This window comes from Natronomonas gomsonensis (genome assembly GCF_013391635.1).
GTDB lineage: Archaea > Halobacteriota > Halobacteria > Halobacteriales > Haloarculaceae > Natronomonas > Natronomonas gomsonensis_A.
Map to the genome: position 1 here is coordinate 169,222 of NZ_JACAWU010000001.1, position 14,126 is coordinate 183,347.

Consider the following 14,126-nt stretch of genomic DNA (forward strand, 5'->3'; position numbering starts at 1 on the left):
AGGAGTTGTGTGGTCGAGTAGTTAGGCGTGTCGCACGGGGGACTGGGCGACTCCGAAACGAACGGCGGACTTTTGACCGCGGAGTCGAAGTGATGGGCATGGATAGCCGCCTCTCGCGCCGTGCCCTCCTCGCGGCCGCCGGCGTCTCCGCGGCCGGTCTCGCCGGCTGTACGGCGGGGTACAGGACCGGAACCGTCGACGCGACGGCGGGCTTGGAGCCGACCAGCACGCCCGCCCGGACGCTCGAGAACGCACCGCTGTCGGCGACGTGGACCCGGGAGTTGCCGGGACAGTTCACGCTGTCGACCCCGGGTGTCGACGACGACCGACTGTACGTCGGCAGCGAGACGAAACTGACCGCCGTCTCGCTTTCCGACGGCACCGTCGACTGGCAGGTCGAGATGGGTGGATTGACTCACGGCTTCACGGCCGCAATCGACGACGAAACGGTCGTCGGGTCGGCCCGCGACATCGTCGGTCGACAGAACATCATCGACCGCGGCGGCACGGCGTCGCTGCGGGCGCTGGAGGCCGCCACCGGCGACGAGCGGTGGCGCGAACCGCTCGCCGTCTCGGCGAGTCCGGTCGTCGCCGACGGAACCGTGTTCGTCCCGCTGGTCGACGGCGAGGAGACGGCGGTGACCGCACGCGACCTCGATACGGGCGCGGAACTGTGGACGCGAACGTTGTCGGCGCCCGACGTGTTCGCTACGCCGGCAGTCGGTGAGTCGGTGTACGTCGCGACGACAGCGCGGGAAGACGACACCAGTAGCCTGCTCGCGTTGAGTCGGGACGGCGAGCTTCGGTGGTCGAAGAGCCTCGAAGGAGCGGTACACAAGGGGCCGCGTGTGGCTCCCGAATCAGACGGCGAAACGGTGTACGTCGGCACCGACGCCGGCCGACTGTACGCCGTCAGCGGAACCGGCGACGAGCAGTGGGAAGCGACCTTCGAGCGAGGGGTCAACACCACACCAGCAGTCGACGACGAGCGGGTGTACGCGACGACGCCGCGGCGGGTCGTCGCCCTCGACCGGGCGAGTGGCGAGGGCCAGTGGTCGGGGATGGTCGACCACGTCGCCAAGACGGGTATCGGCGTGGGCGGCGGGATGGTTCACGTCGGCGGCAACGAGGTGGCGTCGTTTTCGACCGACGGCGGTGACGCCCAGTGGCGTATCGAGCTGCCGGGCGTCGCCGGCACCTTCGGGTCGCCCATCTTCCGGGACGGCACGCTGTACACCGGCGGTTGTGTGAAGGTGAAGGGCAGTTCGCTGTACGACCACACGATGTACGCGCTGGATTAATCTCGGGATTCGGCTTCGTGGTCGCTCTCGACCAACTTGACGTACTCGGCGAGGAACTCCTCGCGCGTGCGACCGCCGGTGTCGATGTCTTCTAACAGCGTCTCCAGACCGCTCCGAGGGAGATGACACAACTCGCGATAGCAGGGCTTACAGAGGTGTTCGAAGGCCTTGTCCTCGCGGTCCCAGCGGTCGCCGTGTTTGTCGTACTCGCGGGCCTCAGTGCGCGGAACCGACTCGCCGCAGGCGATGCAGGTCACCTCCTCGTTGTCCCGGCGGCGCCACATGGAGCCCACTACCACGGCGGGGAACTTATCGGTTGCTTCGCCGGCATGGTCGCCTCCCAGAAAGAAAGCGTATAGGTCCGGGCGACGACACCCTCGGTATGGACCCGCGTATCCGCGAACACGCAGAGATTATCGTCGACCACTCGACGGACGTGCAGGCGGGCGACAACGTCGTCATCAGCGCGCCGAGCGTCGCCGAGGACCTCGCGGTCGCCCTCCACGAAGTCGTCGGCGACCGGGACGCGACGCCGGTGTATCTCGCCAACGACGCCCGCGCCGACCGGGCGTACCTGAAGGCCGTCGACGACGAGGCCATCGAGACGCCGACTCACACCCAGGCGCTGTACGAGGAAAGCGACGTGCTCATTCGCGTGCGTGCGGAGCGAAACGCCACCGAGACGAGCGACGTCGATCCCGAGACGCAGGCCGTCCGCTCGCGGGCGAACCAGCCGGTACAGGAGGCCGCCCTCTCGAGCCGCTGGTGTCTCACGCAGTTCCCCTCCCAAGCCAGCGCCCAACTCGCCGGGATGTCCACCGAGGCCTACGAGGGCTTCGTCTGGGACGCCGTGAACAAAGACTGGAAGGCCCAGCGAAAGCACCAACAGCGGATGGTCGAGATTCTCGACCCTGCAGACGAGGTCCACATCGTGAGCGGCGACACGACCGACGTGACGATGTCCGTCGACGGGATGGTGACCATCAACGACTACGCCGAGAAGAACCTCCCCGGCGGCGAGGTGTTCACCGCTCCCGTCGTCGACAGCGTCAACGGCGAGGTGCTGTTCGACAAGCCGCTGTACCACCAGGGCCGTGAGATTACGGGTGCCCACCTCGTCTTCGAGGACGGCGAAGTCGTCGAACACGCCGCCGACCAAAACGAGGACCTGCTGACGGAGGTACTGGAAACCGACCCCGGCGCGAGTCGACTCGGTGAACTCGGCATCGGGATGAACCGCGACATCGACCGATTCACCTACAACATGCTGTTCGACGAGAAGATGGGCGACACCGTCCACATGGCGGTCGGACGCGCCTACCCCGACACCGTCGGCGAGGGCCACGAGCAGAACGAATCGGCCGTCCACGTCGACATGATAGTCGACATGAGCGAGGACTCCTACATCGAAGTCGACGGCGAAGTCGTCCAGCGCGACGGGACGTTCCGGTTCGAAGACGGGTTCGAGGAGTAGAACCGATACAACGGGCCGCGTCGCTTTTCACTACGTTTCGGGTACAAAAACGAGTGCCGCAGCGTTGGACAGAGCGCCACGGCGTCCGCCCGAGCAGGGCGGAATCTATGACAGGAGCCGTCGGCCCACGGAGCCGACGGGTGACGCCGCAAAGCGGCGTCGGCGGTAATGGCAGATGCGAGAGCGGTCGGTCGAGGTCACCGAGCGTTTTCACACACCCCACAGGTACTCGTTCCTTCGACGGGGTCCCACGTGAGGGCCCCTTCTCGGCACTCGGGACACGGTGCGTAGCTTGCTGACCCCACGTACGGTGGGACACTTGCGGACATTACATCTACATACATCCGGAGAGAGATAATAAATCTTTTCTCTAGATAACCTATTACGCTATTTTGAATACATACGTGCAAGATTATGACGAATATCGTGAAATATGCGTTTAGAAGTTGGCGTTGGGCGAGGCTGTCAAGAGAGTGGTCAGGTGGTCACCGTCGGGAATCGACCACGCGCGATGGGCAGGCGGAGAACCGTCGGAAGGAATTTAACACTCGTACAAGACACTGAAGTTACACGTGAAGGCGCAGAACGTTCTCCTCATCGCGTTTGGAGCCGCCGTCCTGTGGGTTGGGTGGGGAAACGCGTTCGGCCTACTCTGGCCGGGAGGACACCCGTGTGGAGTCTCCAGCCCAGAAGGTCTCCACCTAGATTCGACGTTACAGCTGGTCTACGTAAACCCCCAGTGTCCGGTCGTAGTGTACGACTACGCGTGGCTTGCCTTCCTCTCGCTTTCGGCCGTCGGCCTCACGGCAATCATCGGTGGGCGATATCAAATGAAACAGACGGCGGGCAAAACGGACTGACTCAACGGGCGTTTTGGTCAATAGTTGAACTTCTACACTCGGAAAGCTTCGCCAATCATAACCCGTGAGTGACGACTGAACGGAGAGCGAGCACGGTGGGATTCTCACCGAAGGAAGACGGTCGGCCTCGCGTTGCTCGGCCGCTGCGACTTCCAGGGTTCGAACCCCGGTGTCGCCACTCCTCGCGTTGCTCGGAGATGACGAGCACGGTGGGGTTTGGCTGTCTCGGTTGTCGGGCGGTAGAGATTGGCGCTCATAGGCTTTACAGATCAGGAAGGTGGTCGCTCCGCTGTTCGGCCTGTTCACGGTCAGAACGTCGGTCATAATGGCGGTCGAGAATATCCTTACTCGCGTTGAGTCGGTCTTTGACAACACGGCGGGGGACATCCTCTCGGCGGTAGTAGGTGACCCGACCGCTGCGAACGTCGTGGGGAGAACGGGCGGAAGGGCACTTACTGGCGTGATCGAGATGGGTGGCTTCGCATTCGTCAACATCCCGGTCATGTGGGCAAGGTTCCCCCCGCCAGCAGGGGCGAGTTACCCGATAGAGCGATGTCCGAAATGTGTTCGCGGCCGCGCGCCCGTACTCGGTAGCAATTAGTGGTTCTCGGCCGTGGTCATCAGTCACGTCTGGACGATGAAGCTCGATGTAGTCTTTGAGATATCGTGCCGTCGAATCGCTAATTCGATTCCAACGAGTTCCTTTCTCTTGGTTCTTGAGAGGGGTTCCCGATTTGGGACGGTGGACGAACTCGATTGCCGGTCCCGAGAATCGCGGATGGGTTCCTTCTAGGTCGAGATCGCGAAGGTCAAGCCCTCGAATTGCGCCGGTTCGAGCACCTGTTTCCCACAGCAGGAGCAGAGAGATATGATCGCGTGAAGCGGGATGTGCCCGTTCAAGATAATCCAGAATCTCGATAGCGCGAGCCGGTTCCAGTGTGGACGCTGAAACGTCCTCACCGTTCTTCATCGTAGGTAGCGTAACTTGCTCGTAGAGTTCCGGAGGAACAGCATCGATATCTGCGGCAAATCGTAGGAATCGACGAACCGTAGCGAGTTGGCCTTTGAGAGTGACCAATTTGATGGGTTCACGGTCGTCGCCGTGCCCCTCACGCCGCCACATTCGGTACTGGTAGAGGTTCCTTCCAGAGAGTTCGTTCAGGTTTTCAATGCCTTTCTCATCACAGAATTGGAGGAACGCACGCAGTCGATGTTTCGAACTCTTTTGGGTTGATTCAGCGTGCTCATCACGCATCGCGTCGTGATACATCTCGACGGCTTCGACCGGAGAGATCGGGTCGAGATCACTCATCGAACCAACTCCATTCGATTCCTTCGGGTGCGCCATCGGGAGCCATATCGAGTCAGTAAGCCCGCATGCCGATAAAGGTTTCCTAATTAGTAAACTTAGAAAGGTAAACCATAGATAGAAGGTCGATAATGGATTTCCCAAACGGGATACCATTATTAAGTTCGAGCAGGAACGGTGGTTATGAGCAATTCTGGAGATGGAGAAGATGAAATAGAAGTTGATGATCCCGAAGATCTTCATTACGATATTGATCTTTCTGGGGACGTTACTCCGGTGATTGGTGGAGATCCTCCAGACTGGTTTACTGGGGCAGACGCTCAGATTCTGTTTGTGATGTATACGGGACTCGTCCTTAGCCCGTCGATTATAGCAGAAAATACTAAGGTAACGCGTCAAACTGTATCAAAACGTCTAGACACGCTTCGAGCGGCCGGTTTTGTGGAAAAACTTGACCGTGGGAAGTATCAAATAACGAGAGATGGAGCTTTCGTTGTATCTGGTGATCCAGATATATACGACGAGAGTACAGATCCCGATCCAAATAATTCAGAAGAGTAGCCCGAAAGGTTCCTGTCAAACTGAATGTAGGAACTGCCGAATTAGTAATATTGTTACTAGTTATCGTGCAAGACAAAAGGCACGTATCGGGTACTGATCGACGGAGAACAACTTCCGAGTCGAACAGTTCGATAAAGAGAGTGTATGCATCCGTCGCCCGATGCCTAATATTGTTGATTAGTAGTTTTGGTTCCTAACTAACAGGTTTTATATAATAATCAAAAAATTTGCAAACATGGATACAGAAGCGTCGCTACTCTCCATACGGCGGTGGCTCATGATTATCTCTCTACTGCTCGTTGTTCAGGTCTACTACAGCGCACAGAGCAATTACTCAGCTCCACCCGGTGGAAACACTATGATACTGGGCCTTCTCGGTCTTGGGTTCGTGGTAGTGGGTTCTCTTGCTTTGTCTTTTTTCGAGAACCAGTAGAGGATGGCGAGTCCTGCTTCGACTGACTTGCGCTATGTACTCATCACAACTCCTTGAGCAGGTGTGCTGATTGGCAGGAATCCCAGCGGTCAATACGCACCTCTATTGACCGAGTCCTACGGCGTACTTAGTCTGGAATCTTTACAATCGCTTCTACCACAGATCCCGCGACACAGAACTACCAGCTAACGGTAGAGATGGAAGAGCGAGGAGCGGGTCCGGATATAGGTGGCCGTGATAGCTCGCGTTATTCTAACGTCCGAATCAACATTCTCACGACATCGTCTTCATACGCTATGTATCCCGTTGGAAGGTCGCCAATCGGGTTGGCCTCTCCATTCGAAACTCGGCGTTCTGCGTACCCACCTCCATTGACTGCTTCTGGCACTAATTCACGGGCATACTCGTTCGCCTGTACGTGTTCGTTACTGTAATCCGTGATTTCCTCGTCTGGAGGCTCTTCATCCACAACACGAGCAACAACATACTTGTTTTCAGCAGCGGAGAACATCCCACATCCAGAGAATGAACTCCCGATAACGACTCCGCCTGCCTGAAGCACTCTCCGTCGTTTCATAGATTTCGCCAGACACACTACCGATAAATATTTTCTAGCAAGTACTCCAAGGCATGGGGTGAATCAGCCGATTCAAATGAACGCTTTTTCGATTGAGTGGTCACCTCAGTCGCTGTGAGAAGCGTCTTCAATCTTCATGTATCATCTCCATACGTACAAGTTCTTGTTCGTAGCTGATATATCGCGTTGGGAGGTCGTCTATCGCGTCTTTGCCGGCGTCAGAAGCATGTTTTCTCGCAGAGCCAGTTTCAGCAGCTTTCGGAACGAGCTCTCGGGCAAAGTCGTTAGTCTGCACCTGTTCGTGGCTATACTCGGTGATTTTCCATTCTTCATGGTCGCCAGAGTCGAGAGCCGCATACACATACCAATCATTCCTCGATTGACCGTACGGGTTGACACACCCGGCAGTGAGTGCTCCGCAGAGACCGACCGACAGTCCTCGAAGCGCCTTCCGGCGCGAGATTGAGGGCATAGACCGAACGTGGTGGAAATTCCGTAAATACTTTCGGTGAATAGACACGTAGACGCATGTTCTACTACGAAAAGCGTGGTTGTTGTACTCTCGGGAGAGATTCAACTACTATCTTCGAGTTTGAAATATTTAGCACAGAATTTTTGAGGTTACTGGTTTTAAAGTGGGCGTTCGGGAGATAGTTTTTTATTTATGCGTTGTGAATTATCTGGGAAGGTGATTCAATGGCTGTCAAATTCGTCAGGGATGTCCATTTCGGGATACCGCTATTCGGCCTGATTATCCCCACGATTTGCCTTGCCGGGCTCTATCTAGTGAGTGAGGCATCCGGGTTCGTATTCGGGAATATCATCTTCGGTCTCACTATCGTGATGTCGGTGTTGTGGGCGATCGTGGCAGGGTGGGGCCGGAAAATGAGAGCAGCCAGTCCGATAAACGAATTGCTGTTCCGTTCTGGCTCTCGCTTCGCACAAGATGGACGCACCGATTCTGCCGATTCTGGCTTCTCGCTCCAGACTCAATTATTGACTGTTCTCACAGGTATCGTTTTGTGGGGATGGATATTCCTCCTGGTTGAATTGGTGCTACTCACATAATCAAGTCTATCCAGAAATAGCAATCGTCTACGGTACGTGGGCAGTCTTATGTAACGGCTATTTCACGGATAATGGTGTCTAACAAATAGAAACTCAACAGAGTCGGCAGAACTGCGGACTACTGGCGGGACGCACCGCAGGCGCGGGCCGGGCGGGGAGATCGGGCGCGTTCCGCACCCTCAAACATTCCGGTTCCGCCCGCCTCCGCGAGCTCACCGGGCGCGAGACTCAATCGGGCCGCTCCGCTTTCCGTTCCCGTTTCTCGTCGATGATTGCTTCCGGTCCTCGCTCCGCTGCGGGTCGGCTTAATCGACGAGAATTGCGAACTCCACCCTCACTCGTTTCGTGCCGGGCGAGTTCGCGCCTCCGGGGGGCATTCCTCATGATTGAGGGCTTACGGGTCACCCATCTCCCTGCCGGGCCTCTTGCGCGTGTGTTCCGGCGGCTTCGCCGCCGTCACGACCGCACCGCTCAGTAGTCGTTGAGGTCTGTATCAGCCGTCCGGCGTCTGGGGCGGTCGGGCGGCTGCGGATTCGGCGGGTCGAGGTGTTCCGCACCGTCGATTTGGACGTACGACACCCCGACGTTCTCCACGTCGTGGCGGCTCTCGCCGCGCTCATCGACGACACCAACACCGTCGAGCGACCAGCCGTCCGGCCCACCTTGCAGGTGTTTCGAGACGCTTCGGTCGGGGTCCGTCGCCGCCTTCTCGATATCTTCGGCGGTCGTTCCCGGCGCGAAGTGTGACGGTTCGACGGGACCGTCCTCGCCGGTTTCATCGTCGGGTAACTCGGCGTCAATCAACTCTCGGGAGCCTGTCGAGAACGTCACGCGCTGGGTTCCGGTCGCCCAGCACACCGACCGGAAGGCGAGTTCCGCCAGCGACCGGTCGAACAACTCCTCGCCATAAGAACCGATGTACTCCGCGATGTAGGACCCGAGGTTACTCACCGCCTCCACGTCGTCGGCGTTCGGGTCCACATCCGGGTCGACTCGGTTCACCGAAATCGGCCGCCGGTCCTCCTCCAGGTGGTGGTAGTCGTGGGCGTCCCGGTGGGCGATGTCGCAGTGTTTCAGATGCGCGTCTATCGCCGGTCGAAAGTCCGCTTCGGAGACTTCGCCGTCGACGAACACCGCGACGTGCATGTGGCCGTAGCCGCTGTTGTGGTGTTCGATGACTTTGGCGTACTCCCAGCGGGCAACGTCGAGCGAGCGATGCAGCGCCGGCCGCACGTTGTTCTCGAAGGGGTCTACCACGTCCCGCAGGTGGTCGGCCGGACAGCGGGGACCGCCAGCGCCGTTTTTCGTCGAGCCGGTCAGCGTCAGCATCACGACGTGCGGGTTTTTGAACTTCTGAAGCACCTGCCGTTCGAGCGCCTTCAGCTTCGCGTAGTAGATGTCTCCGTACGCGGGGGTATGCGAGTTCAGCATTGGGGCACGCACGAGGTCGCCGTCGGGGTCTCGAAACCGCAGGTGCATCCATCGGTAGTCGTTGTACCAGCCGAGGAACTCTCGTAAGACAGTCGACCAAGACTTAGAGCGGTGACCGCCATCAGCGCCGCGCGAGGCGTCTTCGCGGAGTGTCGTTGACTCTACGACCGACACCGGGCGATGAGAGCCGGGATGATCTGCGATGAAATCATCTACAATAGCGTTTTTTCGTTTCCACCAGCGAGTACGTTGGTCTAGACGTTCGCTAGAATCGCGGTTATTAGACTGTCTCTGTGGGTCTGACGGGTTAGTCTTGGAAGGCCGAGAGTGGGACTCCCAATCTGGTGCGTGCGAACCGTGAATAGAAGATTGGTCACTCACCGCAACCGCCCCCGCCCCGCAACTCGCTGGCTCTCTCCCTCCGGTCGAGAGCCTGCGCTCGGTCTTCCGGGTCGGCCCCCCATGGGAGGGGGGCCGCTTCCGGCCGGTCGTTCGGTCGGCCGCGGTTGGCGTCCGCGGCCGATCTCCTCGCAACGCTCCTAAAGGTCGCTCGCTCGTCGACAAGCCTCCCTCTCTCTACCTCGCTCGGAGCGGGTGGCCGGACGGCCGGAACACCGCCACGGACCGACGGGGACCACAAGGGCCCCGCTCTGGTCCTTACAGGGTGGGAGAGCGGGTGGGTGGGAGAATTTCGCCACGGAGAGTGAAGACGAATGCCCGTAAACCCGACAATGAAAACCGAGGGCAAGCGAAGGGGTCCGTTCAGAGGCTTGACGAACTCCGAAATCAGAGCGAATTGGGGAATGCGAGAACCACGAGAATATACGCAGTAGCAGGCTTCAGACGGGACTCTAAGACGAAGTACGAAACCGAAGGTTTCGGGACGAGCACGGTGGGATTCGAACCCACGGCCGTCGGATGGCTTCCCACACCGCAAGCCCGGTGCGGATAGAAGTCCGACGCTCTATCCTAGCTGAGCTACGTGCCCTACCGTCGAATAGCGGACCCCACCTCAAAAACGGTGCGAATCAGCCGTCGTACCGATACAGCGACAGCACGAACGGCAGCCGATGCAGCATCCAAATCGCGACCGGCAAGCCGATAATCGACACTGCCAGCAGGTTCGCGACGTTGGCCCACAGGAAACTGAGCCACCAGCCGACGAAGACGAAGTACAGCGCCCGCACGAGGAGGTTGTGCTGACCGCGGGCGCTGTCGGGGTCAAGCGTCGAGTTGGGCGTCTTCAGTGTCAGCGCCGTCGGGACGAGGTTGATGAGCTTCACCGAGATGGGGAGCAGAATCACGGTGAGTCCCAGCAGCCACGCGGCGTTGACGAGGACGGGCGTGAGCCACCAGCCGATGAAGACGAACCACAGCGCGCGGGTGAGAAACGAGCGTTCGGACATGGTTGGGGTAGGCGACGCTGGGGGATGAGCGTGACGGCCGCCGAGCAAAGCCTTCAAGCCCGACAGGGGGGTATCTCGGGGTGAATGCGAGTCATCGGAACCGTCGGGTTGGCCGGCAGCGGCAAAGGCGAGTTCGCCGCCGTCGCCGAGTCACTCGACATCCCGGTCGTGACGATGGGCGATGTCATCCGCGCGGAGTGTCGCAACCGCGGGCTGGACCCCGCCGAACACCACGGCGAAATCGCCCAGGCGCTCCGCGAGGAGAACGGCCCGGCGGCCATCGCCGAAGAGTCACTGCCCCACATCGAGGAGGCACTGGAGAACGCCGACACCGTCCTCGTCGACGGCATCCGCTCGGGCGTGGAGGTCGACGCCTTCGAGGAGCGCTTCGGCGAGGCGTTCGTCCTCGTGAGCGTCGAGGCGCCGTTCGAACTCCGCGAGCAACGCATCGGCGAACGTGGCCGGGACAAGGTCGACGGGGACGGCGAGAGCCTCGCCGCCCGCGACGAACGCGAGTTGGGGTTTGGCCTCGACGAGGCGATGGCGCGCGCCGACATCACCATCGAGAACACGGGGACGCTGGAGGAGTTCCGAACGCAGGTTCGGGAGGTACTACAATGATATACAGCATCGACGTCCAGATTACGGCACCGGTCAACGACACCGAAGTGACCGATCGGGTGGCCGACGCTATACACAACCTCTTCCCGGAGGCCGAAATCGAGTCACACCCCGGCGAACTGCTGGCGACGTGTCACTCGCTGGACCACCTCTCGGAGCGCCTCCACGAGCAGGCTATCCTCGACACCGCCCGCGGGCAGTTCTTCGCCGGACAGGAGGGCGACACCTTCAGTTTCGAGTTGAAGAAACAGGCTGCCTTCCGCGGAGCGGTCAACTTCGCCGTCGGCGAGGGGAGCGAACTCGGCGAGATTCACGTCCGCGTTCGAGTGAAAGAGCCCGACGTGGAGTCGTTCATCGACCACGTCGCACCGCCGACGGAGGACGGCCGGCCGGTCGACGCTACCGAAAGCCGCTGACGAAAATCGCCAGCCGCTCGCTGTGGTCACGGCGGCGCGTCACTCGGACTTCCTCGACCCACTTCACCCACTGAAAGCCGCGTCTGCCGGGGGCGACCAACCGTAGCGGGAAGCCGTGGCCGTGGCTGAGTTCCTCGCCATCGACGTGGGTCGCCAACAGCACCTCTCGAGCCTCCTCGATGGGGAGACTCCAGCGATAGCCGGTCACAGAACGGAACGACACCCACTCGGCGTCGGCTTCGGGACCGGCGGCGTCGAGCAGTTCGTCGACGGCGATGCCCTGCCAGTCGTGTTCGGAGTACCAGCCGCTGGTACAGTCGAGGAGTGCCCGCCGTTCGTCGCGAGCGAGGTCGTCGTAGTCGAGGTCGAGGGAGTCGGCAACCGCCCCGTCGACGGAGAGCGACCACGTCTCGCGGTCGAGTGGCGCGGGGCTGTCGGCAACCCAACTCGTGACTGGAAAGCCGTTGCCGTCGTCGCTTCCCTCCTCACGGGAGCCGGTGAATCGCCGCTGGCTGCCGGCCGTTTCGAGTGCGGCGTTGGCCGCACTCTGCAGTCGGTAGGTGGCCGCGCCGGCGACGACGAGGGCGGTGTAACGCAACGCGGTCCGGCGGCCCTCGAAGTCGGCACTCGACGGGAGGCCGAACCGCCAGTAGAGGTGGGCGACGAGTAGGGGAACGACGAGCAATCCGAGGCCGATGTGGAGGTTGAGCAGTCCCCACGGGCCGAGGTCGAGCGATGCACCGAACACCCACGCGACGCCGCTTGTGAGGGCAGCGGCAGTGACGACGGCGAGCAGTGCGGAGAGGGCGACGACGGCGCTTTCGGCAGCGCCGCGAAGTCGACGGCGGACCCGGGCGAGTTTGAGTGTGACGAGTGCCGCCACGACGAGGCCACCGACGCCGTGGGTGAGAAACACCCACGCCCGACTCGGGCGGCCGGAGTAGAGGCTGACGACGCCGGTGGTGACGACGAAGGCGACGCCAATGAGCAGCGACGCGTCGACGACGCGGGCGTTCGGTGCGCTCAGCCACGTCGGACGGTCCATACCGTGTGTTGGAACTGGACGGGCAAGCGTCTTGTCCGTCCGGCTGCTCGCTGTGCAGTCGCTGTGCGGGCGAGGCGGAAAGCGTCGAGAAACGGGAGTTCAGCTACAGTAGGCGTTCTCGTCGTCCATGAGGTTGCGAAGTCGCTCCCGGACGGTCGGCTCGAACTGTCGCGGTGCGCGGGCGGCGGTAAGCGACGGCGTCGCGTCCTCGTCGGCCCACGGGTCGCTGCGGCCACGGGCGGTGATTGCTGTCGTTCGGGCGTCGGTCATCGGCTGGGCGTCGGATCGGGGTTCGGTGCTCATTTGTAGGGTTTGAAAGTGCGGTCGAAGGCGGTGCGGTCGGACCGGAGAATCAGCAATGTACGCCTACAAGGAGGAGTTGCGAACCACGGACGCGGGCAGCGTTTCGCATGTACTTCGCTGTATAACACGATTGTTCATAAAGGTATCGAACAGCGGCTGTAATTGTCAACAGTCGTCCAGTAGAGCGGTGCTCGGAGGCCGTTCAGGGTTCGTAGACGGCGACAGTGGCCTCGAGGCGGCCGTAGGGAACGTCGTAGCGTTCGACCGGTTCCAGCGGCATCAGTTCGGGTTTCGTCGTCAGCGCGACACAGCGGTCGACGGAGCCCTCACGGAGGCGGTCGGCAAACGCCGAATACAGCTCTCGGAGGTCCTCGCTGACCCGGATGCCGAACGGGAGGTTCGTGACGACGCAGTCGGCGTCGAGCGTCGCCTCCCGGGCGTCGGCTTCGACGATATCGACGCACTCGACGCCCGCCGCGTCGCGATTGACGCGCCCACAGCGTCGCCACCGCGCCCGTATTTCTCGGGCCTCGATGTCGGGGTCGGCATCGACTGGTTCGTGGGCGGCCCGCCGCTCTTCGAAGGCCTCGCCGTCGTAGCGCGGCAGTGCGTCGAACGCCGGTTCGAATCCCGGATAGGGAATCCGGTCGGTCGCCGCCAGCGCCGCCTCGATTGGAATCGTCGCCGCCCCCGCCATCGGGTCGATTAGCCGGTCGTCGGCCTCGTAGCCCGCAATTCGGAGCATCGAGTAGGCGAACGTCGAGCGCAGCGGCGCGTCGTGTTCACAGACTCGATACGGCCGTTTGTGCAGCGATTCGCCGCTCAAATCGATTGCCAGCGTGAACCGGTCGTCGTATAGGTACGCCTCCAGCCGCACGGTCGGGTCGTCCAAATCGACGGGGAGGCGGTCGCCGGTCGACTCGCGGTAGTCGTCGATGACGGCCTGTCCGACCCGTTCGGCCACGTCGACGCTCGTAAACTCGTGGCTGCCGTGTCGGGTGCCGACGACCCCGAAATCGGCAAAAGGGAGGTGGGTGACGATATCGGCTTCCCGCGTGCGATCGTAGACATCTTCGAGTTCCGCGACCGGCGCATCGACGAGCACCTCCATGATTCGGTGGCAGGTCCGCGAGCGGTAGTGGAGGTCGTAAACGTCGGATTGGTTTCCACTGAACGCGACGACGCCACGGTGGTGTCTGTCGGTGTCGGCACCGATGAGTTCGGCGATTTCGTCACCAGCAATCGTCTCGAGCCCGCCGTTGGTCGTCGCGAGGAGTTCCACGACCGGGGCTACGGCCGGCGGAGTCAAAAGGGCAGCGAG

The 14,126-nt window shown here is 60.9% G+C and carries 16 protein-coding genes and 1 tRNA gene; 7 read left to right on the forward strand and 10 right to left on the reverse strand.

Features of this window, described 5'->3' with window-relative positions:
- Positions 1 to 98 precede the first annotated feature (98 nt).
- Entirely contained in the window at positions 99 to 1,301 is a 1,203-nt protein-coding gene (locus tag HWX69_RS01040; protein WP_178915219.1) for an outer membrane protein assembly factor BamB family protein, read from the forward strand.
- Here the strand turns inward: HWX69_RS01040 and HWX69_RS01045 are convergent.
- Entirely contained in the window at positions 1,298 to 1,585 is a 288-nt protein-coding gene (locus tag HWX69_RS01045) for a DUF7562 family protein (protein WP_178915220.1), read from the reverse strand. The genes HWX69_RS01040 and HWX69_RS01045 overlap by 4 nt on opposite strands.
- Positions 1,586 to 1,683: 98 nt before the next feature.
- Between HWX69_RS01045 and HWX69_RS01050 the strand changes: the two genes are divergently transcribed.
- Entirely contained in the window at positions 1,684 to 2,775 is a 1,092-nt protein-coding gene (locus tag HWX69_RS01050) for an aminopeptidase (RefSeq protein ID WP_178915221.1), read from the forward strand.
- Between the two features lie 572 nt (positions 2,776 to 3,347).
- Positions 3,348 to 3,635, forward strand: coding sequence for a hypothetical protein (locus tag HWX69_RS01055; RefSeq protein ID WP_178915222.1), 288 nt, complete (start codon positions 3,348 to 3,350; stop codon positions 3,633 to 3,635).
- Positions 3,636 to 3,897: 262 nt separating this feature from the next.
- On the opposite strand, the gene HWX69_RS01060 is transcribed toward HWX69_RS01055, so the two are convergent.
- Complete coding sequence (locus HWX69_RS01060; RefSeq protein ID WP_246286390.1) at positions 3,898 to 4,947, reverse strand: tyrosine-type recombinase/integrase; 1,050 nt, start codon at positions 4,945 to 4,947, stop codon at positions 3,898 to 3,900.
- 180 nt (positions 4,948 to 5,127) lie between these two features.
- Here HWX69_RS01060 and HWX69_RS01065 point away from each other — a divergent pair, with 180 nt between their 5' ends.
- Both HWX69_RS01065 and HWX69_RS01070 read left to right on the forward strand, forming a co-directional pair.
- The gene (locus tag HWX69_RS01065) at positions 5,128 to 5,505 is read left to right on the forward strand and encodes a MarR family transcriptional regulator (RefSeq protein WP_178915223.1); all 378 of its coding nucleotides are present in this window, start codon (positions 5,128 to 5,130) and stop codon (positions 5,503 to 5,505) included.
- A gap of 235 nt (positions 5,506 to 5,740) precedes the next feature.
- On the forward strand, positions 5,741 to 5,938 hold the full coding sequence (locus tag HWX69_RS01070; RefSeq protein ID WP_178915224.1) for a hypothetical protein: 198 nt from the start codon (positions 5,741 to 5,743) through the stop codon (positions 5,936 to 5,938).
- A 247-nt stretch (positions 5,939 to 6,185) separates the two neighbouring features.
- On the opposite strand, the gene HWX69_RS01075 is transcribed toward HWX69_RS01070, so the two are convergent.
- The 5 genes from HWX69_RS01075 to HWX69_RS01095 all read right to left on the reverse strand — a co-directional run bounded on the left by HWX69_RS01075 (position 6,186) and on the right by HWX69_RS01095 (position 10,420).
- On the reverse strand, positions 6,186 to 6,515 hold the full coding sequence (locus tag HWX69_RS01075; RefSeq protein ID WP_178915225.1) for a hypothetical protein: 330 nt from the start codon (positions 6,513 to 6,515) through the stop codon (positions 6,186 to 6,188).
- A 127-nt stretch (positions 6,516 to 6,642) separates the two neighbouring features.
- Positions 6,643 to 6,987 (reverse strand): hypothetical protein, encoded by a 345-nt coding sequence (locus tag HWX69_RS01080; protein WP_178915226.1) that lies wholly within the window; start codon positions 6,985 to 6,987, stop codon positions 6,643 to 6,645.
- Between the two features lie 1,067 nt (positions 6,988 to 8,054).
- The gene (locus tag HWX69_RS01085) at positions 8,055 to 9,188 is read right to left on the reverse strand and encodes a hypothetical protein (protein ID WP_218644645.1); all 1,134 of its coding nucleotides are present in this window, start codon (positions 9,186 to 9,188) and stop codon (positions 8,055 to 8,057) included.
- 710 nt (positions 9,189 to 9,898) lie between these two features.
- Positions 9,899 to 10,002 (reverse strand) — tRNA-Arg (locus HWX69_RS01090).
- A 40-nt stretch (positions 10,003 to 10,042) separates the two neighbouring features.
- Complete coding sequence (locus HWX69_RS01095; RefSeq protein ID WP_178915227.1) at positions 10,043 to 10,420, reverse strand: YccF domain-containing protein; 378 nt, start codon at positions 10,418 to 10,420, stop codon at positions 10,043 to 10,045.
- A gap of 84 nt (positions 10,421 to 10,504) precedes the next feature.
- On the opposite strand from HWX69_RS01095, the gene HWX69_RS01100 reads away from it, so the two are divergent.
- Entirely contained in the window at positions 10,505 to 11,041 is a 537-nt protein-coding gene (locus HWX69_RS01100) for an AAA family ATPase (RefSeq protein ID WP_178915228.1), read from the forward strand.
- The gene (locus tag HWX69_RS01105) at positions 11,038 to 11,457 is read left to right on the forward strand and encodes an RNA-binding domain-containing protein (protein WP_178915229.1); all 420 of its coding nucleotides are present in this window, start codon (positions 11,038 to 11,040) and stop codon (positions 11,455 to 11,457) included. Before HWX69_RS01100 ends, HWX69_RS01105 begins: the two co-directional genes overlap by 4 nt.
- Here HWX69_RS01105 and HWX69_RS01110 read toward each other — a convergent pair.
- From HWX69_RS01110 to HWX69_RS01120, 3 genes are all read right to left on the reverse strand, one after another.
- Positions 11,441 to 12,502 carry a molybdopterin-dependent oxidoreductase gene (locus tag HWX69_RS01110; protein ID WP_178915230.1) on the reverse strand — a complete coding sequence of 354 codons (1,062 nt, stop codon included), beginning with the start codon at positions 12,500 to 12,502 and terminating at the stop codon, positions 11,441 to 11,443. The genes HWX69_RS01105 and HWX69_RS01110 overlap by 17 nt on opposite strands.
- Before the next feature lie 99 nt (positions 12,503 to 12,601).
- Complete coding sequence (locus HWX69_RS01115) at positions 12,602 to 12,805, reverse strand: hypothetical protein (RefSeq protein WP_156708463.1); 204 nt, start codon at positions 12,803 to 12,805, stop codon at positions 12,602 to 12,604.
- A gap of 202 nt (positions 12,806 to 13,007) precedes the next feature.
- Positions 13,008 to 14,087: a THUMP domain-containing protein gene (locus tag HWX69_RS01120; RefSeq protein WP_178915231.1), complete on the reverse strand. Its 1,080-nt coding sequence runs from the start codon at positions 14,085 to 14,087 to the stop codon at positions 13,008 to 13,010.
- Positions 14,088 to 14,126: the final 39 nt, after the last annotated feature.